Here is a 22832-nt window from a genome sequence, read left to right as displayed (position 1 = left end):
ATGTCATGCCCGAAGTACTCTTCGAAATCGACCAGTCGAAGTCCTTCTACGCGCAGGAAGTGAACTGCCACAACCGTTGGCACCCTGATATTCCTCCGGTGGCCACGGTGCGCCCCGGGACGGAGTTCAGGCTGGAATGCCGGGAGTGGTTCGACGGCACGATCGGCAACAACGACTCCGCGCAGGATGTCCGCGATGTCGATATCTCCATGGTCCATCCGCTCAGCGGCCCGGTGTCCGTGGAGGGCGCGGCGCCCGGTGACCTGCTGGTGGTCGACATTCTCGAGTTGGGGCCCACACCCCAGGAGCAGGGGCCGGCAGCCGGGCAGGGGTGGGGATACACCGGAATCTTCGCCCGGGAGAACGGCGGTGGTTTCCTCACCGACCACTTCCCGGACGCCTACAAGGCCGTGTGGGATTTCCACGGCCAGATGGCCACCTCCCGGCATCTGCCCGGCGTCCGGTTCACCGGAATCACCCACCCCGGGCTCATCGGAACGGCTCCCTCGCACGCTCTTCTCGAGCGGTGGAACACGCGGGAGGCTCAGCTCATCGCCACGGATCCGGAGGCGGTGCCACCGCTGGCGCTTCCGCCGGAGGAGCACAACGCGCTCATGGGCGGGCTCCCGGAGGCGGAGGCCCGTGCGGCGGCCCGTACGGGCGCACGGACGGCGCCGCCTCGGGAGAACGGCGGTAACCAGGACATCAAGAACCTCTCGCGCGGGTCGCGGGTCTTCCTGCCCGTCTTCGTGGAGGGCGGCAAACTCTCCGTCGGTGACCTGCACTTCAGTCAGGGCGACGGCGAGATCACGTTCTGTGGCGCGATCGAGATGGGCGGGTACATCGATCTGCGGGTCGATCTCATCAAGGGCGGGATGGAGAAATTCGCTGTCCAGGACAACCCGGTCTTCATCCCGGGAAACGTCGAGCCGCGTTACAGCGAATTCCTCACGTTCGTCGGGATCTCCGTCGACGAAAAGGGAGACCAGCGCTACCTGGACTCCCAGTTGGCCTATAAGCGTGCCTGCCTCAACGCGATCGACTACCTGACGAAGTTCGGGTACTCGCCGGAACAGGCGTACCTGCTGCTCGGCGCCGCCCCGGTCGAGGGTCGCTTCAGCGGAGTCGTGGACATTCCGAACGCGTGCGCGACCCTCTATCTGCCCACCGCCATCTTCGACTTCGACGTACGGCCTTCCGCCTCCGGCCCGCGGGCCGTTGACCGCGGTCGTTGCGCGACCACATAAGCGTGCTCGGCGGAACGGCCCGCTCCGGACTGTTCCGCCAACGGCCCGTGTCACTCGTCCCCCGCGTCCCCCGCCGCACACCACCGCACCCATCGCCCCCGCCGGTGAACGTCGCTCCGGATGCGTCACCCGGACGGCTGAGCGACGATCGAGGAGAGGCGGTCTGAGACCGACTGCCCGCAACCGACGTGGGTCGGCCTCCCACGGGCGCGTCCCGCGCTTGCCTCGGAGCGCGAGGGAGGCTGGTCGTGCCCGCATACGAATCCGCACACGAAGGCGAACCGAACGAAGGCGAGCCGTACGAAGGCGCCTGGGCCCAGCGTGCGGAGGCCGAGTTGCCCGGCTTCCGGCACCAACAGGAGACCGAGCGTTGCCTGGAGCACGGCCTGCGGGGCGCACCGACGATCACGGACCGCACGATCCCGACGTTCTCCCGCGGCGAGCTGCCCCACTTCGCCGGTGAACGCGGGACCTTCCTGAAGTGTCCGTTCGTCGAGGACGTGCGCGAGGTCGGAGACGCCGAGGTGGCGGTCTTCGGGGTCCCGCTGGATGCCGGAGCCACCTACCGGCCGGGGACACGGTTCGGCCCGCAGGGCATCCGCAGGTCCACGAACCTCTTCGGTACGTACTGCTACGAACTCGGTGTCGACCTGCGCGAGCAGCTCAACATGGTGGACATCGGGGACGTGTTCACCATCCCCGGCAACCTGGAGAAGTCCTTCGACCAGATCAGCCAGGCCATGGCGCATGTGGTGAGCAACGGCGTGACGCCGGTGGTCATCGGCGGGGACCACTCCATCGGCTATCCGACGATCCGCGGAATGGCACCCCATGTCGACGGCAACATCGGGATCATCCACTTCGACCGCCATGTCGACACCCAGGAGTCGGACCTGGACGAACGGATGCACACCTGCCCGTGGTTCCACGCCAACAACATCTCGAACGCCCCGGCCACCAATCTCGTGCAGATCGGTATCGGAGGCTGGCAGGCGCCACGTGCGGGGGTGCGGGTCTCCCGGGAGCGCGGAACCACCATCATCACGGTTTCCGACGTCGAGCGCGTCGGCGTCGAGAAGGTCGCGGAGATCGCGCTGGAGACCGCGTGGAAGGACGCGAAGGCGGTCTACCTCTCCTTCGACATCGACGTGGTGGACGCCGGCTTCGTGCCGGGCACCGGCTGGCCCGAGCCTGGCGGCCTGCTGCCTCGTGAGGCTCTCAAGCTCGTTCGCAAGGTGGCCGAAGCGGGCCTGGCTGGCGTGGAGATCGTGGAGTGTTCCCCGCCCTACGACTGGGCGGAGCAGACCGCGCTGCTGAGCAGCCGGGTCATCCTCGACAGCCTGGCGACGCTCGTACGGACCGGTCGGCTCGGCCGGAAGGCGGCCCGCCGAAGCGGGGCCGCCTGGGGCCCCGAAGCTGCTTAGGATCCCCGATCCGCGGCCGCGGCGCGGCACCCACGGTCAGGCGGCTTCCTCGACCGGCAGTCGAGCGGCCTCCATCCACACCCGGCGAAGCCGCGCCAGCTCCTCGAGGTCCGCCGGTGTCCAAGCATGCCGGCCCGCCACGAACTCGCGTATCGCGGCGTTGGCTTCCTCGAGCGCCAACCGCGACGGCGTCGACGTGGACGGCGCCTGCGATGGTGAAGAAGTAGAGGACATGCCGTCAAGGTTACGGGAGAGGACCGACAATCTCACCCACCGCGTTCAGCCGAAAGCGGCATGAACACACAACGAAACGGTCACTCTCGGTCGCCGACAGCGGCGCCGTGGAGTCGCCTCCGTCGACGGGCGGCAGGCCGCACGAAGTGCCTCAATCCGCCCCTGAACAGCACTTACCAGCGGTACTTGCCCCGCGGATAAGCCGACGCGGCAGCACCCTACGGACCGCCACCGGCCACAGCACAGCGTACTGAACCGACTCCGAAGTGTCGCATGTTGAGCCCAGGGGACGTGGGAAACGTCACCAAAACAACCCGCCCGAGGAGGGTTTGTGATCGTGATCGTCGTCGTGCGACCGCCCCCACCGCCGTCGAGGGGCCCACGTCCCCGAGCCCGCCGTCTTCACCACCCGGACCGGTTGTGGTTATCTGGCGGGGCAGCTGGTTCGCCCCACCCCGCGCGGGTGGACGCGACGAAAGAGGGAACCCGGTGCGAATCCGGGACTGCCCCGCAGCGGTGAGCGGAAACGACCGCCGTCACGTGCACTGGCCCGACCCGGGCCGGGAAGCGACGGCCACTAGGCGTCCTGCCGGCAGGCACCTGCCCGGCACGACATGTCCGCGAGTCCGAAGACCTGCCACTGCCCGCGTGCAGCCCGCACGCGGTGATCTCGGTGACCTCGAGGGCGGGTCAGCGGACGGACGGACGCGGAGTGCCGCGCCGTTCCGGATTGCTTCCCCTCCTTCGTGGTACGCGTCCGCGCGACGACCGCCGGAACGCGACGGCACCGAGGTCGTACCGTGACTCGCGAAGGAGAGTTTCGTGACCAGCAAGACCGCGGCCGCGGCAACACGGTCCACCGTGTACGGATACCCACGGCAGGGCCACGACCGGGAGCTGAAGAAGGCCATCGAGGGCTACTGGAAGGGCCGGGTCAGCGCCGAGGCGCTCCGCGGCACGGCCGCGCGGCTGCGCCAGGACAACTGGCGGGAGTTGGCGGAGGCCGGCATCGACGAGGTGCCGACGGGCGACTTCTCGTACTACGACCACGTGCTGGACACCAGCGTGATGCTCGGCGCGCTCCCCGAGCGGCACCGCGCCGCCGTGGCGGCCGACCCGCTGGACGGCTACTTCGCGATGGCCCGGGGCGGCGAGAGGACCGCGCCACTGGAGATGACCAAGTGGTTCGACACCAACTACCACTACCTCGTCCCCGAACTCGGCCCGGACACCACCTTCCAGGCGGACTCCACCAAGCAACTCGGCGAACTCCGCGAGGCCCTCGCCCTGGGCCACACGCCCCGCCCCGTGCTTGTCGGCCCGATCACCTTCCTGCTGCTCGCCAAGCCCGCGCCCGGGGTGGCCGCGGACTTCGAGCCGCTCACCCTGCTGGACCGGCTGCTCCCCGTCTACGCCGAGGTGCTCGCCGACCTACGAGCCGCCGGCGCCGCGTGGGTGCAGCTGGACGAGCCCGCGCTCGTGCGGGACTGGAACGGCGAGGTCGCGGGGTCCGAAACCCTGAGGAGCGGCAGCTCCCATGCGGGGGCCTCCCAGCCAGCGGGCTCCCAGGCCGTCACGACCGAGGCCGTACGGAGCGCCGCCGCGCGTGCGTACAAGGAGCTCGGCGACGTCCACGACCGGCCGAAGCTGCTGCTCGCCACCTACTTCGACCGGCTGGACGGCGCGCTCCCGCTGCTCGCCCAAGCGCCCGTCGAGGGCCTGGCGTTGGACTTCACCGGACCCGCCGCCGCCAACCTGGACGCGCTGGCCGCGGCCGGCGGCCTCCCCGGGAAGCGGTTGGTCGCGGGCGTCGTGGACGGCCGCAACGTGTGGATCAACGACCTGGAGCGTTCGCTGTCCACCCTGGCCACCCTGCTCGGGCTGGCCGGCCGGGTCGATGTCGCCGCCTCCTGCTCACTGCTGCACGTGCCGCTGGACGCGAGCCGGGAACGGGACGTCGATCCGCAGGTCGCCCGCTGGCTGGCGTTCGCCAGGCAGAAGACCGCCGAGGTGGTCACGCTGGCCCGCGGGCTGAGCGCCGGCTCCGCGGAGATCGCCCCCCAGCTGGCCGCCAACCGCGCCGCACGCGCGTGCCGTGCGGCCTCCGCGCTCACCNGCCGACGCCCGGCGCGCGCAGCCGTACGCCGAGCGGGTCGCCGCGCAACGCCAGCGGCTGCGGCTGCCGTTGCTGCCCAGCACCACCATCGGCTCCTTCCCGCAGACCGCCGCGCTGCGCACGGCCCGGGCGGACCTGCGTGCCGGGCGCGTCGACGAGGCGGCGTACGACGAGCGGATCGCCGAGGAGATCCGGGACGTCATCCGCTTCCAGGAGGACGCCGGCCTCGACGTGCTGGTACACGGGGAGCCCGAACGCAACGACATGGTGCAGTACTTCGCCGAACAGTTGACCGGCTACCTGGCCACCCGGCACGGCTGGGTGCAGTCCTACGGCACCCGGTACGTCCGGCCGCCCGTGCTGGCCGGCGACGTCTCGCGACCCGAGCCGATGACCGTACGCTGGACCTCGTACGCCCAGTCGCTCACCGACGCGCCCGTCAAGGGCATGCTGACCGGCCCGGTTACGATGCTCGCCTGGTCCTTCGTACGGGACGACCAGCCGCTCGCGGACACCGCGCGTCAGGTCGCGCTGGCCCTCCGGGACGAGGTGACCGACCTGGAGCGGGCGGGCACCTCGGTGATCCAGGTGGACGAGCCCGCGCTGCGGGAGACGCTGCCGCTGCGGGCGGCGGACCGGGCGGCGTATCTGGACTGGGCGACGGAGGCGTTCCGGATCACCACCGGCGGGGTGCGCGCGGACACCCAGATCCACACGCACATGTGCTACGCGGAGTTCGGCGAGATCCTCTCCGCAATCGACGATCTGGACGCGGACGTGATCAGTCTGGAGGCCGCCCGTTCGCACATGCGGGTCGCCGACGAGCTGGCGGAGGGCGGATATCCACGGGAGGTGGGGCCCGGGGTGTACGACATCCACTCGCCACGGGTGCCGAGCACCGAGGAGTTGGCGTCGCTGCTGCGCGCCGGGCTCGAGGCGATCCCCGCCGAGCGGCTGTGGGCGAACCCGGACTGCGGGTTGAAGACCCGCGGTTGGGCGGAGGTGCGCACCGCGTTGCGTCATCTGACCGCCGCCGCGCGGGAGGTGCGTACGACGCTGAAGTGACCCCACCGGGGGGCGTGCGGGCGTAGGGTCACGGGACCGGGCGCGCCCGCGGGCCCGGCTGTGCAGCTCTCCCTGACTCCCGACGTGTCCGGACCGCCCTGTGCCGGGGCGTCGGGTCCCGCCGCGGGTCGGCCCAGGCCCCGGGCCGACCCGCGGCGAACCTCCCACGACGGCGTGCGGCGTGTACCGGGAAGGAGCACGCCGGCAGGGCCGCGGTGGAACACACGTGCGGGGGGAGAAGCCGGTTTCACCTCACCGATCCGTCTTTCTGGCCAGTGACGAGAGCGAACGTGAGAAGTTCTCCACGATCGGTGTCCAGCATGGGGATCGTGGCGCGAGAGTTCTGTCTGACGGGTTCGTTGGGGGAGTGTTCGGCACACACCTCGCACCACAGCTTCCAGTCAAGCCAACCACCGGGTTGTGCCCGGCTCGCGATGACCTGAACCAGTCCGGTCTGTTCCCACTGGAAACGCCACCACTCGGGCGTGTGAAAAGAGAGAACCTCCCACCCCGCCCCGGATCGCAGATGCGCCGGGGCACCACCGAGCTCGCGCAGTTCGCGGTGCAGTGACGGCACGGCGATCGACAGCCGGCCACCTGTCTTGAGGAACTCGCTGATGTAGCCGAGGTAGAGGTCGTCGGTGCCGAAGTAGTGATAGCTGTCCACGGACAGGATCGCATCGAACTGTTCCGATGCGAACGGCAAGTCGTGCGCTTCGGCACGCACGGCGTGAACCTGGTCGCCGACGCCTGCCTGCTCGAATCGCGCGGCGTTCTCCTCGGCCGGGATCCACAGCTCCGAGGCCCACACTTCGACGCCGTACTCGCGCGCCAGGAAGATCGAGGTCATACCCAGTCCGCACCCGAGATCGAGGACCTTCATTCCGGGCCGGAAGGTACAGTCCCGGCTGAGGTCTTCGAGCAGCCACAGTGGGTTTGGACCCATACAGTTGTCGACCATCCACTGTGGATCGTACTTTGCCGCACGTGGGTATTCATCAGACCTGACGAGTGCGTCCAGCGAAGTCATCGCACCTCCGTACCAGCCCGTCTCACGGCCCGACAACGGAGTTTCCCGGGCAGGGCCACGGCAACTCCTCGGCTTCGCCGGACCCGGTGTCCGGCCGCCCCCGACTCTCGGGCGCGCGGGCGAGCGCTGGGTCGGTACGGCGGCGCGGGGCTACCCTCGGCGGATGGCGAAGTACTACGACGTGCACCCCGACAACCCACAGCGGCGCACGCTCGGCAAGGTGGCCGACGGCCTCCGCGCGGGCGCGCTGATCGCGTACCCGACCGACTCCTGTTTCGCGTTCGGATGCCAGTTGGGAGAACGGGACGGGATCAACCGCATCCGATCCATCCGCGACCTCGACGACCGCCATCACTTCACTCTCGTCTGCCAGGACTTCGCCCAGCTGGGCCAGTTCGTACAGATCGACAACGACGTCTTCCGCGCCATCAAGGCGGCGACGCCCGGCAGTTACACCTTCATCCTGCCGGCCACGAAGGAGGTGCCCCGTCGATTGCTGCACCCGAAGAAGAAGACCGTCGGAGTCCGTATCCCGGACCACAACACGGCTCAGGCACTGCTCGACGAGCTGGGTGAACCCCTGGTCTCCAGCACGCTGTTGCTGCCGGACGAGGAAGAGCCGCTGACCCAGGGCTGGGAGATCAAGGAGCGGCTGGAGCACGTCCTGGACATCGTGGTCGACTCGGGCGACTGCGGCACGGAGCCGACCACCGTGGTGGACTTCTCGGGTGCCGAGCCGGAGATCGTACGCCGCGGTGCCGGCGACCCGGACAGGTTCGGCTGACGGACATGCCCTGCAGCCGTCCGGGCGGGGGCGCCCCGGCCGCCGCGTTCGTACCGCGAGTACCGCGAGATACGCCCTGTGACACCAGCGCTGGCTGGAGACACAGGGCGTGGAGGGGCGCATCGGACGTGCACGGAGGCCACGCCTCTCCCTCCTCCTGCGACCCTAGCCACCCCCGGTGCCTCGTAGCCCACTGATCGTTTCGCTGTGACGCGCCTGTGACAGAGAAGAGTTGGGCTCGCGTGGCTGTACGAGACGGGCCGGGCGGTAGCCGCGGGCCCGGGGCTGGTGTGACCTCCGGCCTTGGCCCGCGGCCGTACCACTCAGGACTGGGGACGCCGACCGTGGTTCGCGGCGTTCTTCCGACGTGCCTGCTTCTTCCTGCGTCGCTTCGACGACATGCCGTGCTCCTCTCTCGCTGGCGGGCCGGGGAAACGCCACCGTTTCACATGGCGAACTCGCCCGTCTAACACCCCGCCGGCCGTTCCGTACGCTCCCGCGCCTCCGCCCTGGGGCCGTCCAGCGGCCGGTCAGCGCGCTATAAGCTGAGGTTATGCGGATTCGGAGAAGCACAGCGGCGGACTGGGAGCAGATGTGGCCCATCGTCCGGGAGATCGTGCGTGCGGGCGACACGTACGCCTACGAGCCGGACATGACGGCGGAGGAGGCGTACGCCATCTGGATCGAGGAGCCACCGGGACAGACCGTCGTGGCGGTCGAGGACGACCGGGTGTTCGGCACGGCGAAGATGGGCCCCAACCGTCCCGGCGCGGGGGCGCACGTCGCCACGGCGAGCTTCATGGTCAGCGCCGACGCGCGGGGGCGCGGAGTGGGCACGGCGCTGTGCCAGTTCGCGCTGGACTGGGCTCGGGAGGACGGATACGCGGGTATGCAGTTCAACGCCGTGGCGGACTCCAACCAGTCGGCCATCGAGATCTACCGGCGGCTCGGCTTCGAGATCGTCGGCACCGTCCCCGGCGCCTTCGAGCACCCCAAGCTGGGGCGGGTCGCGCTGCACATCATGTACTGCGGCTTCTGACTCCCCTCACCCTCGCGCTCCCTCCCGACTCCGACCGCCCGTAGGCCTCGACCGTCCCGTACGCCCGCCCAGCCCGTACGCCCCGGGTGTGCGGCGGCGCCACGACGTCGGCGAGGATGGGGCCATCGCAGGGGCGACGGGCCGACAGCGGCCCCCACGGCGGTCGGGACCGGGTCGTCCACGGGTCGACGAGTGAACGGGGGACGGTGTTGTCGGACACCGGGGCCGAGGAGGTACGGGCCGAGCGGGGGCAACTTGTCGCGGCGCGCTACCAGTTGCTGGAGCGGATCGGCAGCGGCGGCATGGGGACCGTGTGGCTCGCCGAGGACCCGGTCCTCGGCCGGCAGGTGGCACTGAAGAAGATGCACGCGCCCCCCGGCGAGGACGGCCGGGCGCGGGCGACGTCGTACGAGCGGACGCGGCGCGAGGCCCGCAGCGTCGCCCGGATCAGCCATCCGAACGTGGTGGTGGTGCACGACGTGGTGGACCACGACGGTCTGCCGTGCATCGTCATGGAGTACGTCCCCTCCCGCACGCTCGGGGACGTCCTGCGGGAGGACGGGCCGGTCAGCGTGGCGGAGGCCGTACGGATCGGGCACGGGATGATCCGCGCGCTACGGGCCGCACACGCCGCCGGGGTACTGCACCGGGACGTCAAGCCGGGCAACGTACTGCTGAGCGGGGACGGCCGGGTGGTGCTGACGGACTTCGGCATCGCCGTGGCCACCGACACCTCCTCGCTGACCCGGACCGGCGAGGTGATCGGCTCGGCGGACTACCTGGCGCCGGAACGCCTTCGCGGCGGGCCCCCCGACGCCGCCTCCGACCTGTGGGCGCTCGGCGCCACGCTCTACCTGGCCCTGGAGGGCGAGTCGCCGTTTCGCCGGGACACCCCCGTGGGGACTGCGTATGCCATCAGCAGCGAACCGCCGCGTCCGCCGGAGCGGCACACGGCGCTGACCCCGCTCATCGAGGCGCTGTTGACGAAGGACCCGGCGGACCGCCCGTCCGCCGAGGAGGTCGAGGAACGGTTGCGGGACGCGGGCACCTCCACGGCCCCGGGGCCCGCGAACCCCACGCCCGCGCCCGCCGGTTCGGCGTCCGTCCAGGCTCCCGCCGATCCGATGCCCGCGCCCGCGTCCGGCCCGCCCTCTCGTACGGTTCCGCAGCGCCGCCGTGGTCGGCGTGGCGCCGTGGCGGCGGCCGTCGCCGTACTCGCCCTGGTGGTGGCGAGCGGTGCGGCCTTCACCCTGCTGAACCAGGAGGATGATCGGGGTCACCAGCCGCCGGACGACAAGCCCAGCCACTCCAGCACCACGCCTCCCCAACTCCCCCAGGGTTACCACTACGAGCGGGACGAGGATCTCGGCCTCCGGGTGCCGCTTCCGGACGGCTGGCGTACCACGGACACCGCGGACAGCGACCTGGCGTACACGGACCCGGCGCGGCTGGTGAGCCTGCGGGTCAGCGCCGGCGAACTCGCCGCCTCGGACCAACTCCAGCGCTGGAAGGACGACAAGGCGAAGTCCGTCAGTGCCGGGAAGCTCCCCGGGTACAGCGAGTTGCGGATGCAGCGCACGACCTATCGGGGCATGCCCGCGGCCGTCTGGGAGTTCACCTTCCAGGGACGGGAGCGCGAGTTCCGCGCCATCTACCTCGGCTTCGGCAAACCCGGCGGCAAGGAGTACGCCCTCTACCTGTCCGCACCGAGCGCGGACTGGGGCAGCGGCCAGAAGGTCTTCGCGCAGGTGCGGGAGCGGCTGGTCATCGAGCCCGGTTGACGTACGGCGACGAGGCCGCCCGCCGGAGCTGGCACAGGCACGGGCCGGCACGGGCCCTGGTACGGGCCTCAGCTCTGGCCGGCGATCTCCCGCCGCAGGAGGTCCCTCCTGAGCCAGTCAGGCGCGTCCGGCCGGGCGCCGTACCACTTACCGCAGGGCTCACAGGCGTAGTTGCCCCGCATCGGCCCGGACATCGTCTCGATGACCCGCACCAGCACCGTGTCCTCGGTGGCTCCTCCGCACCGGCAGCAGTACACCGGCACCCCCTTCGTGCAACGGGTTGGGCGGCGCGTGTTCACGCCCCTGTCCGGACAGACGGGGGCGAGCCCGGGCGGGTTCCATACCGGGGCGGCCGAACGGGCCTGGAAGTGCGGAAACTTGACGCCGGGTTCCCAGCCACGGTCCGTCCCCCCATCCGCCTCGTGGGCCGCTCAGCCCTGCCGGTGCCGCAGGAGCAGCATGGCCGCGTCGTCCTGCAACGGACTGTCGACATGGGCCACCAGGTCGCGCCGCATCTCGTCCAGCGCGTGCTGCGGATCAGGTTCCTTGAGCAGTTCCGCCCGTTCGGCCAGCGGATAGAAGCGGCGCTGTGGGTCACGGGCCTCGGTCACGCCGTCGGTGTAGAAGAGCAGTTGGTCACCCGAGGCGAAGGGGATGTGGTACGGCGTGACGCCGTGGCCGTCCAGGGTGCCGAGCACGTCGAGGGCTGCGTCCTGGAGCTGACCGTCCGGGGGGCCGTGGCCCGCCGCGCCGTCGGGATCGTGCTGCCCCTCGCCGGGACCGGCGAGCAGGCTCAGCCCCAGGGGCGGTGCCGGGTCCGGCGGCTGCACGAACTCCTGCTGGCCGTCCTCCCGTATGAGCAGCGGCGGCGGATGTCCGAAGTCCAGCAGCGTCACACCACCGTCCCGGGTGATCTCGGCGACCGCGGCGGTCACGAACTTCTCGTCCGGCAGCTGCCGTCGCAGGGCGCGTTCCAACCGGCCTCCGACAGCCAGCAGTTCACTCTCGTCGTACGCCGCCTCTCGGAAGGCGCTGAGCACGACCGCGGCGGTCTCGACGGCGTCGAGCCCCTTCCCCTGCACATCGCCGACGATGACCCGTACCCCGCCGGGGAAGACCACCACTTCGTACAGGTCTCCCCCGATACGCGCCTCGGCCACCGCCGAGGTGTACGACACGGCGATCCGCAGGTGGCCGGCGTACGTCGGCACGGGGCGGAGGAGCACCCGCTGGGCGACCTCCGCGATGTCCCGTACGGAGGCGAGTTCCGCCTCTCGATGCTGGCGGCGGGTGGTCGCCAACAGCCCGGCGGCGGAGACCCCGAAGACACCGATGAGAGCCGTGACGCCCCGGCGCTCGCCGAACGAGCCGTTGATGAGGCTCAGAATCAGGCACAGGACCAGCGCCAGCGCCCCGATTCCGGCGGTGCGCCGCAGTCCGCCGGTGAGTCCGGCGAAGGCGGGGCCGAGCGAGATCAGCGGGAGGAAACCCACGCCGGCACCCGCCGTGAGGTCCACCGCCGCGACAACCGCCATGGCGGCGAACGGCAGCCAGAACAGCAGTCCGCTGCCGAGCGCCTGACTGAAGCGACTGGAGCGGAACACACTGCGCAAGGGGATCTCCGACACGTCGGTAAACGCCGCGGACACGGCTGGTCCCCAAGCTTCGCAGTATTTTCACCGCTCACCAACGCCTTGGGCGCATTCGCGACAGTCCGCACCACGCCATCGGCCGCGGCGGCGTGCCCGAGTGTCACGCTCCCCTTCTCGCGGCGCACCGCCAAGCCGTCAACCCTCGGGTGTACGGCTCCCGGTAGCCTCCGCCGGCGCGGCGGTCACGTCGCGCAGCCAGGCGGGTTCGTTGGCGATCTCCAACAGCAGCATCAGGCGGGTCATGGGGTCGTCCCAGCGTTGCGCATCTCCGTGCTCGTCCGCACGCATGGGTTGGGGCTGTGTGGTCATCACAAACTCCGCGGCAGCTCTTGGGCGTTGGGCTCGAGTGGCGCTGTCTCGTACGCCATCATCCCCTTCTGTGCTTACGTCTGCAAGAACACCTGCAAGGACAGGTGCAAGCACGGCGAGATGTGGGAACCTTCTTCCCATGCATATTGATCACGCCATCGAAGACCCGCGTCTGCAGGACGCCACCTGGCGCAAGAGCCGGCGCAGCAACCCCAGCGGCAACTGCGTCGAGCTGGCCGAACTCGCCGATGGTGGAGTGGCGGTACGCAACTCGCGCTACCCCTCCGGGCCGGCCCTCCTCTACACCCCCGCCGAGATCACGGCGTTCATCCAGGGCGCGAAGGACGGCGACTTCGACGATCTGCTGGGACGGGACAGCACGTCCTGACCGGCATAGGCCCCTCGGGGCCGAAGGACCACACCGACCACGACCACCACAGCGGGTCGCTTCGTCCGCCGGAGCGGCTCCGGCCTCCCAGCCCCGACCGATACCCGTATCACCAGGTGCACGTTTCCGCGCCGGCTTGTCCACTCGACCGCTTCACACGAGACGGGCAAGTGGCTTGGGAACGTGCACCTGTCAGTTGCACGCTGTACGTTCTCTGCTACGGGTGGAACACTGGGCGCTCGCACAACTACTCACAGAAGCACGACAGGGGCCGGAGAATGACAGAGCCGTATCCGGAAAGCCGCGCGACGGTACGGCGCATCCTCGATCACCCGCGGGGTGGGCCGACCATCCTGCGTATCGTCCTGGGCACCCAGTTGCGGAGGCTGCGGGAGGCGTGCGGCATCTCGCGACAGGAGGCCGGGGAGGAGATCCGCGGCTCACACGCGAAGATCAGCCGCCTGGAGTTGGGGCGTACGGGCTACAAGAACCGGGACGTCGCCGACCTGCTCTCGCTCTACGGGGTGCGAGATCCCGAGGAGCGCGAGGAGTTCCTGGCACTCGCCCAACAGGCGAGCGTGCCGGGCTGGTGGCACAAGTACAACGACGTGTTGCCGTCCTGGTTCGAGCAGTTGATCGGCCTGGAAGAGGCCGCGTCGGTGATCCGTACGTACGAGGTCCAGTTCGTGCCCGGGCTCCTGCAGACCGAGGACTACGCGCGCGCCTGCACCCGACTCGGTCATCCACGGGCGGGCGAGGAGGAGATCGAACAGCGCGTCCGGCTGCGGATGGCGCGCCAGGAAGCCGTCTGTCGGGGCGACGGACCACGGTTGTGGACGGTGGTCGACGAGGCGGCGTTGCAGCGGCCGTTGGGCGGACCAGGCGTGATGCGGGCGCAGATCGACCAGTTGCTCTGGGCGGCCGAGCAGCCGCACATCACCCTCCAGATCGCGCCATTCCACATCGGCGGACTCGCGGCCGCTGGTGGACCGGTGACCATACTCCGCTTCCTGGCGCCCGACCTGCCGGACGTGGTCTACCTCGAACAGCTCACCACCGCCCTCTACCTCGACAAGCTCGAGGAAGTGGAGAACTACATGGTCGTCATGGACCGACTCTCCGCGACAGCCGACCCGCCGGCGAAGTCGGCGGAGTTCCTGCGGGAGTTGCGCGACCGCATCTGAGCCCAGTCGCTGGTGGGCCCAGCCGCGTCGGAGTGCAGCCGCGTCGAAGCCCAACCGCCGCGTGAAAGCGGCCGGGCCGCGGTGGTCGGAGGGTGCGGAGTCGGGGCTCTCAGCTTCGGGGCGGGCCGTAGGGGGCAATGGGATACGGGGTGTTGGCTGTGTGGCGGCGGTGGCGTACGTACAGGCTGGTGGCGCCTCCGGCGGCGAGGATGCCGGCGGTGGCGAGGCCGTAGGCGAGCCAGTTGGGGTCGGAGTCGTCGCCGGAGGCGGCCTGCTGCTTGTCGTCCTCGCTGTCCGAACCACCGGGCTTCGCCGGCTTGTTCGCGTCGGAGGCCGCCTTCTTCTCGCTGTACGGGCCTGGTAGCGGATTGGTGTTCGGGTCTCCTGGGTCGCCGGGGTTCTTCAGGGCTATTCGGGGGCGTACGGCGCCGTGGCCGATGAAGTCGTCGCGCTCGTCACCGTTCTTGGGGCCACCGGCGGTGTTCACCAACACCCGGGTCACTTGATTCGCCGTCCAGTCCGGATGCTCGGCCCAGATCAACGCGGCCGAAGCCGAGGCAATTGCTGTCGCGTCACTCGTGCCATGGGTGGTGCAGATTCCGTTGCCATGTGGACACGCAGCGACCATGTCCTCTCCGGGCGCGGCCAAATCCACCTGATTGCCGCTTTGCGACTCGTCTGTCGATTGCGCATTCCTATCAAGTCCAGAAACGCCAATCACGCCCGGAGAAGCCGCCGGATACAGAACCTTGTTTCCGTAGTCCCCATCATTTCCCACTCCGGCAAAAATAATCTTTCCCTTTTCGAGGGCGTATTTGATGGCCCTCCTGAGTTCTTTGGAATTTCCTGGAGAAGCCCGCGAAAGATTTATTACATTCGCTTCTGAATTCGCAGCATAACGAATAGCTGGACCTACGCGTTTTCCGAAGCTCTTTATAGCTTCCGCGTGATTTTTTTGGTTGTATCCGTCGTCGACGCGCAGGGGAAGTATTTTTGATTTGGGTGCCAGTCCGTAGGATCCGTGTTCGGGACCTGCTGCGCCGGTGGCGGCGATGAGGGCGGCCATGCCGGTTCCGTGGCCCCTGTAGTCGTCGTGGGCGTCGCCTGGGTGTGTGGAGAAGTCTTTTCCCTTGAGGACTTGGCCTTGGAGGTCTGGGAGGGTGGGGTCGACGCCGGTGTCGATGACGGCGATGGTGATGCCTTCGCCTTGGCTGGTTTTCCACATCTCCTCTGCCTGCATGGCGTCCAGGTGCCACTGCCGTTCCCGGACGCTTTCCGCGTGGGCGGGTACGGCGCCCACGCCCACCACGGCCAGCGCGAGTGCCGTTGCCGAGAGGTTCCTCAGTGCGGCCCGACCAGGACCGTAGCTACGCATGTGGTTCGTCTGCTCCCAGTCTCGGGTCACTCGACAACAGGCGGGGCGGTACGAGGAGTAGATCGCGTCCAGGTCTCCTCATCCTCCACGAGATAGTCCGGGCGCTCTGACCCATGCTCGCGCTCGTCCCGGCGCCCAGCAGTAGGACCCGTGGCGCCTGGTCCTCGGCCGGCGGGGTGGCTGGAGCGTGGCGAAGCCTCGTTGCCGCCCTGCGCCGCCGGGCGCACCAGTCCCGTACCGCCCGGGGTGAAGGGCCGTCCTGGCGGTATGACACCCGAGCGTGGAAGACCGGCCGGGCCACCAGGTTGGGAGGCAAGCCTGCGCCCACCGCCCGGGCTTTGCTGGCCTACCGGTCCGCCAGTCCCGGGCATGCCGGTCGGTGGGCGGTAGCCCGGTGGGCGTGACTGGNCTACCGGTCCGCCAGTCCCGGGCATGCCGGTCGGTGGGCGGTAGCCCGGAGGACGGGCTTGCTGGTTCTGGCCCGGCTGCTCACCACCGACCACCGTGGGACGGGGGATCGAACGCGGTTGCTGGCTGGGTTGGTTGATCGGCCGGCCCGCCTGAATCCCATCCCCGGGCGGACGCGTCCCCGGACGCGGCCCCATCGGAGAGGTGTTCGCCCCCGGTGGACGGCCCGACGAATCCCCTGGCCCGCTGGGTGGCTTGGGCACCGTCGGGCCAGCGGAGATCGGCGGCCGAGGCCCCACCGGCGGACCCGACCCCGGCGGCACACGCCCCGGCGGCACAGGACCCACCACAGGCCCCTCCGACGCCGGACCCGAACCAAGCCCAGGACCCTGCTGAGCAGGACCCGGCCCAGAAGGCGACACCGAAGGCCCCTCCGGAACCCTCACCCCACCCGCCACATCAACGGAAACATCTCGATCAGACGTTCCTGGCCCGGCGATGAAGCCTTCGGAGCGGCCAGCAACAGAAGTCTCGGCAGCCGCCCCCGGCGACTGAGTCGTCACATCAAACGTGGGCTCGTGGTAGCCGGACGTTCCATGCGCCACATGTCGCATTGAAGGACGAATGTTCTCCATCGGTGGCGGCATCATGGCTTCGGGCATGGGTGGGAAAGTAGGCCGCTCCAGCTGTTGGAGTGTCACGGTGGTCTGTCCGTAGGACCGGGCCAGCTTCTCCATCTGGCGCACCGCCTCACCATGCTGGTCGGCCAACTGCTCCTGTGCCGCGTACGCCTCCTCGTACGACGGCCCCGGACCGTTGGACTTGTGCGACGGCGCCAGCGGACTGCGCCCCTCCAAGCCACCCGGGTTCAGCACCTCGAACCCCTCGATCACCCCACGCGCCTCGGCTGACGGCGTCGGCATATCCCGCCGCACCTCACGCAACACCTGCGCCGCACCCTGCATCGCCTCACCCGCACCCCGACTCATCAACCCCAACCGCAACGCCGCACTCGCCATCTCGTTACTCCACACCCCACACTCCGCCGCGCCCTCCCCCTCCCAATCCACCCGCGGCACATGCCGCTTCAAGTCATCCCCGATCTTCTCGATCACCTTCGCCGCCCGCACCAGCTTCTCCCCCAACCGCTGCGACTCCTCCGGATCAGCCCCCTCCACCATCCCCAACAACTCCTCATGCGAATACCCCGCGAAATCCGTCACCGCATAGAAGTCGGTGAAGATCTCCCCCGCACCAGCGAACGGACCCTCCAACCCACCAGACCCAGCCACAGTCCCACCCCTCCCCACACACGTCACACGACAGACGGACAAGCCCTACGGAGAGCGCCGGCAACAGCCCTCAGTAACCCCCTTCACCCGTACCCTGCGGCTTGCCCCCTCCGGTGTCGTAGCTGCCGTCCTCGTTCCGCACCGCGTACGGATCGAGCTTCGCGTCGTACCTGCTCTCCGCACGTTTCTGGATCGCCCACATGCGGCGACGCGCGTCCTCGTCCACACCCTCGTATCCGTTGCTCGCGGCCCGCACCGCCGTGCCCAGCCCGTCCACCTGTCCGGACAACATCCGGGACAACCGTGTCAGTTGTTGGATCACCTGGTCATACCCCTGATGCAGCACGGACGCCTCGAGGAATTCCCCACCCAAGGTCGTCGCAGCCATCCCCTCCTGACCCAACCGCCCGGAATCCGCGTCCGATCCGGTCAGCTCCTCCAACAAGGCGTCCACCCGCGCCTTGAACCCCCGCATCGACTCGATCTCCGAGCGCATCCGCCCGGGTCCTGGCACCAGCGCTCCCGGGCTCGTGGGCGCGGCCTTCGCCAACTGAAGCGACACGCCCTGCGATCCGGACGTGTCTCTGCCCTGTTCACCGGCCATTGCTCCCCCGTCCGTCGCCATCCGCGCATCCACTACCGACAGTTAAAACCCGCGTCATCATAGTAACCATTGCATCCATCGCACCATCGTGCGAATCGGATACCGCGTGTGGTCTCAACCACCCGTCGAGGCAACACCGTTCACACGCCGGTGTGCGCATCCTGCGGGCGCTTCACCGCGTGCCGCATGAGCATCCGTACTCAGCTCACGCCCCACGACACAGCGGTGCGCGGGCCGGCGAAACCGACCCGCGCACCACGCGAACTGCCGAGACGACCCCTACGGGATACGGGCGACGCCTCCGAACTCGTACCACTCGTCGGTCTCCTGGCGAGGCCCGAGGTCCGTGTCCGGGCGCCAGTCGTTGATCCTGCCGAGCCCGGGCGACACGACCTCCAAGCCCTCGAAGTACCGCTTCACCTCCGGCACCTCGCGCACCCGCCCCCAGTTGCCCTCGGTGCTGTCGTGCATGAAGCGGGTGAACTCCTCCCGCTTGTCGGCGTGTTCACTCACCAGTTGGTTGAGCACCAGGAAGCTGCCGGAAGGCAGCCGCTCGAGCACCCGCGCCAGCAGTTCCTCCGGGTCCGGGTCGGAGACGCAGTGCATGACGGACACGAACAGCGCGGCGACCGGCTGTGAAAGGTCCAACAGGCGTCGCACCTCGGGGTGTCCGAAGATCTCCTCGCTGTCCCGCATGTCCGCCTGGATAACGGCCGTACGGTCGTCCTCCTGCAACAGCGCTCGGCCGTGCGCGAGCACGATGGGGTCGTTGTCGACGTACACCACCCGCGAGTCCGGATCGACCCGCTGTGCGACCTGGTGCACGTTGTCCTGGGTGGGCAACCCGGAGCCGTGGTCCAGGAACTGCCGCACGCCGTGTTCCTCCGCCAGCCACCGCACCGCACGTTGGAGGAAGCGTCGGTTCCCCAGCGCCAGCGGCTTGGAACTCGGAGCGATCTTGTACAGCTCGGCCACCGCGGCGCGATCCACCGCGTAGTTGTCCTTGCCGTCCAGGGCGAAGTCGTACATACGAGCCACGCTCGCCGTGGTCACGTCGACTTCGGGCTGCCTTGCGTCCTGCATGCTGGCCTCATCTTCCGCACTGCGTCGTGCGCGCTGAACGCGATCCCGTGAATGCGCGGAATCATCCCACGGTGACTTCCGTTGACGCTACGTCAATTAAGCATTCAAGCAAGCCGTTCCCGCACCGCACCGGGCCCGCGCGCCGGCGTCCGCACGCGCCTCCGCCGTCGGGACGCGCCGCCCGCCGTACGCTGCCGCCACCCCGCCCGCCCTCGGGGCACCATGGCCGCATGCTGCTGGCTGACCTCGCACGTACCTCTCTCGCCGTCACGGCCGCGTCCGCCCGTACGCGGAAGGTCGCGCTGCTCGCCAGGCTGCTCCGCGAGACGGAACCAACCGAGGCGCCCATCGTCGTCACCTATCTCGCCGGCCGCCTGCCCCAGCGCCGTACGGGCGTCGGCTGGCGCTCGCTCACCGACCCCCCGACACCGGCCGCCACCGCCCGGCTCACCGTGTACGAGGTGCACGCCGCCCTGGACGCGCTCGCCACCGTCGCCGGCCGCGGCGCACAGGCCGAACGCAGGCGGCTGCTACACGAGTTGCTGGCCGCCGCCACCGCCGAGGAACAGGACTTCCTGATCCGACTGATCGGTGGCGAGCTGCGTCAGGGCGCGCTCGACGCGCTCGCCGTGGAGGCACTGGCCGCCGCCGCTGAGGCGTCCCCCGAGGCGGTACGCCGCGCGGTGATGCTGGGTGGCTCCCTGGGCGCGGTCGCGCGGGCGCTGTTGGGGCGCGGGCCGGAAGCGCTCGCCGAGTTCCGGCTCGAGGTGGGCCGCCCGGTGCTCCCCATGCTGGCGCGGTCCGCCAAGGACGTGGACGAGGCCCTGGACCGACTCGGTGCCTGCGCCCTGGAGGAGAAGCTGGACGGCGTACGGGTGCAGGCGCACCGTTCCGGGCGGGACGTACGCCTCTACAGCCGCACGTTGGAGGAACTGACCGACCGACTGCCGGAGGTGGTGGCCGCGGTGCGGGAAGTGGACGCGGAGAGCGCGGTGCTGGACGGTGAGGCGATCGCGCTCGGGCAGGACGGCAGGCCACGGCCGTTCCAGGAGACCTCGGCCCGGATCGGCGCCCGGTTGGACATCCCGGGCGCGAGCGAGAGCCTGCCGATCTCGGTGGCGTTCTTCGACCTGTTGTACGTCGACGGCCGGGACCTGCTCGATCTCCCCGCCCGTCAGCGACAGTCGCAGCTCGAGCGGGTCGTGCCGGCGACGCTACGGGTGCGACGTACGGAGGTCGTACCGGAGCCGGCGGCGGAGGCGCGGCCAGGGCCGGAGCCGGCAGCGGAGCCGGTCCCAACCGATGAGGCGGGGCCCGTCCCCGGGCGGGCGGAGGCGCGGGAGTTCGCCGCCGCGGCCCTGGCGGGCGGCCAGGAGGGCGTGCTGGTCAAGTCCCTGGACACGCCGTACAGCGCGGGCCGGCGTGGCGCGACCTGGCTGAAGGTGAAGCCGGTACGCACGCTCGATCTGGTCGTCCTCGGCGCCGAGTGGGGCCATGGCCGGCGCACCGGCACGCTGTCCAACCTGCACCTGGGAGCGCGCGCCGCGGACGGGTCGTACGCCATGCTCGGCAAGACGTTCAAGGGTCTGACGGACGCCCTGCTGGCCTGGCAGACCGAGCGACTGCCACGGATCGCCGTACGCCACGAGCCGTGGGGTGTGGTCGTACGGCCCGAGTTGGTGGTGGAGGTGGCGTACGACGGCGTGCAGCGGTCCTCCCGCTATCCGGCCGGGGTGACGCTGCGTTTCGCACGCGTGGTGCGCTACCGGGAGGACAAGCCGGCAGCCGAGGCGGACACCGTCGACGCGGTGCTCGCCGCGCTGCCGCCCAGCTGATCCCGACCCGCCCGTAGCCTCAGCTCCCACCATCCGAACTGTCCGGGCACGCCGTGCCGCGCGGCAGCCGGTACGGCGCGGCGATGCGGTACGTGCCGGCGCGTGGGGCCTCCAGGACCGTCCACTCGTCCGTCGGCCGCTCCTTCGCCTCCTCCTCGGCGTCCTCCTCCCCCGGCGGGGGAGCCGTCGGGTCGCTGGGCATCGGCTCGGCGGGGCGGAGACAGCCGTTCCGGTTGGCTCCCTCCTCGGCCGGCTCCTCGATCCGCTTGCCCTCCTCGGTGACCAGGCCCAGCCACGGCGACCACGGGATGCGGACCAGCACCTCACCCGCCTCCCGCACCTTCACGGTGACGCTGCCGGCGGACGCGGTGGAGTCCTCCGCGGGCGGACTCGCCAGCGGCTCCGGCTCCCGCACGCGGTACAGCTTCCAGTTGTCGTCCTGCCAGACCTTCTCCAGAAAGTCCGGTCCCGAACGCACCAGCTTGGCCTCCTGCTTCGCCGCGACATCCGGCTCGTCGGAGGACAGCACGACATACCGCACCGCCCAACGCTTCAGCCAGTCGTGGTAGCGCTCCGGCGAGAAGCCGTCCTCGTCGTAGAACATCGGGTTGCGCCCGGTGTCCGCCTGACGGCTCCAGCCACGGGCGAGGTTGACGTACTGCGTGAAGGCCGAGGACTCCCGGTGGCTCTGCACCGGCACCACCTCGACCCGACCGCGGTCGGCGTCGACCTTCTTCAGCTGGTGTACGAGCGGGGCCAACTCGTGTGCCCAGGACGCCTCCGGGGTCGTCGCGATCACGTCGTAGGTCGGCTTCACGAGTTGCCACCCGCCCACGATGACCAACGCGATGACGAGCGCGGCGCGACGACGGGTGCGACGCATCGTGAGCGGGATGAGGGTCGCCAGGACCACGGTGCCGAAGTGCAGCCCGAGGCGCTCCACGTTCGACCCGACCTGGGAGGGGATCGCCCAGGTCAACACCACGCCCAGGGCGTACACCTCGGCGCTTCTGCGCACCACCCGCCAGTCGCTCGGTACGAGGAAGCGCACCAGCAGCGCGGAGGCCAGCGGGAACACCACGGAGTGCCAGGGCATCGGCTGGGTGCCGGAGAACGGGAAGAACAGCGCGCTGAGCCCCACCATCACCGGCGGCGGCAACGCCAGCGCCAGGGCGATCCGCCAGCGCCGCTCGAGCACCAGCGCCCCCGCCACCACCAGGAGGAACAGCGCCGCGACCGGACTGCCCGCGGTGGACAGCGCCGAGAACAGCGCCACCACCGCCCCGCGGGTCTTCCGCGCGTGCCGCCACCGCCCCGGCCAACTCCAGATCGCGGCGATCGCCAGCAGCGCGAAGAGCGTGCCCAGCGCGAAGGTGACCCGTCCGGAAGCCGCGTTGCACACGAAGCTGAACGCCCCCGCCAACGCGGGGACAAGCGGGCGTCGTACGCCGCTGGAGCGCACGAGGATCAGTGCCAGCACCCCCGCGGACAACACACCGGAGAGGATCAGGACCGGGCGCACGCCGACCACCGCCATGAGATACGGCGAGATCACGCTGTACGAGACGGGGTGCATGCCGCCGTACCAGGCCAGGTTGTACGCCGAGTCGGGGTGCTGGCCGACGAACTCCGCCCAGGCGTCCTGCGCGGCGAGGTCACCGCCACCGCTGGCGATGAGCCACAGCCACACCAGGTGCAACACCGAGCCGAACAGCATGGCGGCGGCGATCGGGAACCACCAGCGGCCTCGACCGGGCACTCTGGCCAGCAGCGAGGCCAGCGTGCCGCTCGCGAACCGGCCGCTGCCGGCCCGATCGACCCCGGCCCGGTCCCTGCCGGCTGCTGTCCCGCTGCTTCCGGTGTCACTGCCGGCGGTTTCCTCGTCCGTCGCCGGCAGCCGCGGCGGCCGTATGGTCGTCACTGCGCCCCTCATTCTTCCCCCGAGGCCTCCCGCTCGGATCAGACTACCGACCTGGGAGAAC

19 protein-coding genes, 1 pseudogene and 1 riboswitch are annotated in these 22832 nt (G+C 69.9%); of the genes and pseudogenes, 10 read left to right on the top strand and 10 right to left on the bottom strand.

What is annotated here, in order from left to right; genetic code table 11:
* Positions 1-5 precede the first annotated feature (5 nt).
* A complete protein-coding gene (gene fmdA, locus AN216_RS04080; RefSeq protein ID WP_070195200.1) occupies positions 6-1247 on the top strand; it encodes a formamidase in 1242 nt (413 codons plus the stop codon).
* A gap of 248 nt (positions 1248-1495) precedes the next feature.
* Complete coding sequence (gene speB, locus AN216_RS04075) at positions 1496-2671, top strand: agmatinase (protein WP_070195199.1); 1176 nt, start codon at positions 1496-1498, stop codon at positions 2669-2671.
* Positions 2672-2707: 36 nt separating this feature from the next.
* Here the strand turns inward: speB and AN216_RS28565 are convergent, their stop codons facing one another.
* Entirely contained in the window at positions 2708-2905 is a 198-nt protein-coding gene (locus AN216_RS28565) for a hypothetical protein (RefSeq protein ID WP_070195198.1), read from the bottom strand.
* Between the two features lie 424 nt (positions 2906-3329).
* A riboswitch (cobalamin riboswitch) is annotated at positions 3330-3561 on the top strand.
* A 166-nt stretch (positions 3562-3727) separates the two neighbouring features.
* Between AN216_RS28565 and metE the strand changes: the two are divergent.
* A pseudogene (gene metE / locus AN216_RS04065) lies at positions 3728-6086 on the top strand (5-methyltetrahydropteroyltriglutamate--homocysteine S-methyltransferase).
* A gap of 247 nt (positions 6087-6333) precedes the next feature.
* Here the strand turns inward: metE and AN216_RS04060 are convergent.
* The gene (locus AN216_RS04060) at positions 6334-7116 is read right to left on the bottom strand and encodes an SAM-dependent methyltransferase (protein ID WP_070195197.1); all 783 of its coding nucleotides are present in this window, start codon (positions 7114-7116) and stop codon (positions 6334-6336) included.
* A gap of 163 nt (positions 7117-7279) precedes the next feature.
* Between AN216_RS04060 and AN216_RS04055 the strand changes: the two genes are divergently transcribed.
* Complete coding sequence (locus AN216_RS04055; protein WP_070195196.1) at positions 7280-7900, top strand: L-threonylcarbamoyladenylate synthase; 621 nt, start codon at positions 7280-7282, stop codon at positions 7898-7900.
* Between the two features lie 323 nt (positions 7901-8223).
* Here the strand turns inward: AN216_RS04055 and AN216_RS31195 are convergent, their stop codons facing one another.
* Entirely contained in the window at positions 8224-8301 is a 78-nt protein-coding gene (locus AN216_RS31195; RefSeq protein WP_476755923.1) for a 50S ribosomal protein bL37, read from the bottom strand.
* Positions 8302-8453: 152 nt separating this feature from the next.
* Here AN216_RS31195 and AN216_RS04050 point away from each other — a divergent pair, with 152 nt between their 5' ends.
* Both AN216_RS04050 and AN216_RS04045 read left to right on the top strand, forming a co-directional pair.
* On the top strand, positions 8454-8939 hold the full coding sequence (locus AN216_RS04050; RefSeq protein ID WP_070195195.1) for a GNAT family N-acetyltransferase: 486 nt from the start codon (positions 8454-8456) through the stop codon (positions 8937-8939).
* A gap of 209 nt (positions 8940-9148) precedes the next feature.
* On the top strand, positions 9149-10720 hold the full coding sequence (locus AN216_RS04045; protein ID WP_070195246.1) for a serine/threonine-protein kinase: 1572 nt from the start codon (positions 9149-9151) through the stop codon (positions 10718-10720).
* Positions 10721-10788: 68 nt separating this feature from the next.
* On the opposite strand, the gene AN216_RS04040 is transcribed toward AN216_RS04045, so the two are convergent.
* The 3 genes from AN216_RS04040 to AN216_RS29040 form a co-directional block, all read right to left on the bottom strand.
* On the bottom strand, positions 10789-11019 hold the full coding sequence (locus tag AN216_RS04040) for a hypothetical protein (protein ID WP_139140852.1): 231 nt from the start codon (positions 11017-11019) through the stop codon (positions 10789-10791).
* Positions 11020-11151: 132 nt separating this feature from the next.
* The gene (locus AN216_RS04035) at positions 11152-12255 is read right to left on the bottom strand and encodes a PP2C family protein-serine/threonine phosphatase (protein ID WP_079166239.1); all 1104 of its coding nucleotides are present in this window, start codon (positions 12253-12255) and stop codon (positions 11152-11154) included.
* A 252-nt stretch (positions 12256-12507) separates the two neighbouring features.
* The gene (locus tag AN216_RS29040) at positions 12508-12681 is read right to left on the bottom strand and encodes a hypothetical protein (protein ID WP_170843020.1); all 174 of its coding nucleotides are present in this window, start codon (positions 12679-12681) and stop codon (positions 12508-12510) included.
* A 139-nt stretch (positions 12682-12820) separates the two neighbouring features.
* Here AN216_RS29040 and AN216_RS04030 point away from each other — a divergent pair, with 139 nt between their 5' ends.
* On the top strand, positions 12821-13069 hold the full coding sequence (locus tag AN216_RS04030) for a DUF397 domain-containing protein (RefSeq protein ID WP_070195193.1): 249 nt from the start codon (positions 12821-12823) through the stop codon (positions 13067-13069).
* Between the two features lie 278 nt (positions 13070-13347).
* A complete protein-coding gene (locus AN216_RS04025) occupies positions 13348-14253 on the top strand; it encodes a helix-turn-helix domain-containing protein (protein WP_070195192.1) in 906 nt (301 codons plus the stop codon).
* Positions 14254-14362: 109 nt separating this feature from the next.
* Here AN216_RS04025 and mycP read toward each other — a convergent pair whose 3' ends face one another.
* A complete protein-coding gene (mycP, locus tag AN216_RS26425) occupies positions 14363-15493 on the bottom strand; it encodes a type VII secretion-associated serine protease mycosin (RefSeq protein WP_244502306.1) in 1131 nt (376 codons plus the stop codon).
* A gap of 1365 nt (positions 15494-16858) precedes the next feature.
* Between mycP and AN216_RS28560 the strand changes: the two genes are divergently transcribed.
* The gene (locus AN216_RS28560) at positions 16859-17266 is read left to right on the top strand and encodes a hypothetical protein (protein ID WP_139140851.1); all 408 of its coding nucleotides are present in this window, start codon (positions 16859-16861) and stop codon (positions 17264-17266) included.
* Between the two features lie 132 nt (positions 17267-17398).
* Here AN216_RS28560 and AN216_RS04015 read toward each other — a convergent pair whose 3' ends face one another.
* Positions 17399-17824 (bottom strand): hypothetical protein, encoded by a 426-nt coding sequence (locus AN216_RS04015; protein ID WP_070195191.1) that lies wholly within the window; start codon positions 17822-17824, stop codon positions 17399-17401.
* 387 nt (positions 17825-18211) lie between these two features.
* Entirely contained in the window at positions 18212-19015 is an 804-nt protein-coding gene (locus AN216_RS04010) for an SAM-dependent methyltransferase (RefSeq protein ID WP_070195190.1), read from the bottom strand.
* Between the two features lie 230 nt (positions 19016-19245).
* Between AN216_RS04010 and AN216_RS04005 the strand changes: the two genes are divergently transcribed.
* On the top strand, positions 19246-20850 hold the full coding sequence (locus tag AN216_RS04005; RefSeq protein WP_070195189.1) for an ATP-dependent DNA ligase: 1605 nt from the start codon (positions 19246-19248) through the stop codon (positions 20848-20850).
* Positions 20851-20869: 19 nt separating this feature from the next.
* Here AN216_RS04005 and AN216_RS04000 read toward each other — a convergent pair whose 3' ends face one another.
* Positions 20870-22771 carry an MFS transporter gene (locus AN216_RS04000; protein ID WP_244502305.1) on the bottom strand — a complete coding sequence of 634 codons (1902 nt, stop codon included), beginning with the start codon at positions 22769-22771 and terminating at the stop codon, positions 20870-20872.
* Between the last annotated feature and the right edge of the window lie 61 nt (positions 22772-22832).

Origin of the sequence: Streptomyces oceani, assembly GCF_001751245.1 — a bacterium.
GTDB lineage: Bacteria > Actinomycetota > Actinomycetes > Streptomycetales > Streptomycetaceae > Streptomyces > Streptomyces oceani.
The sequence above is the reverse complement of the archived record's forward strand: the minus strand, read 5'-3'. Positions and strand labels throughout refer to the sequence as shown.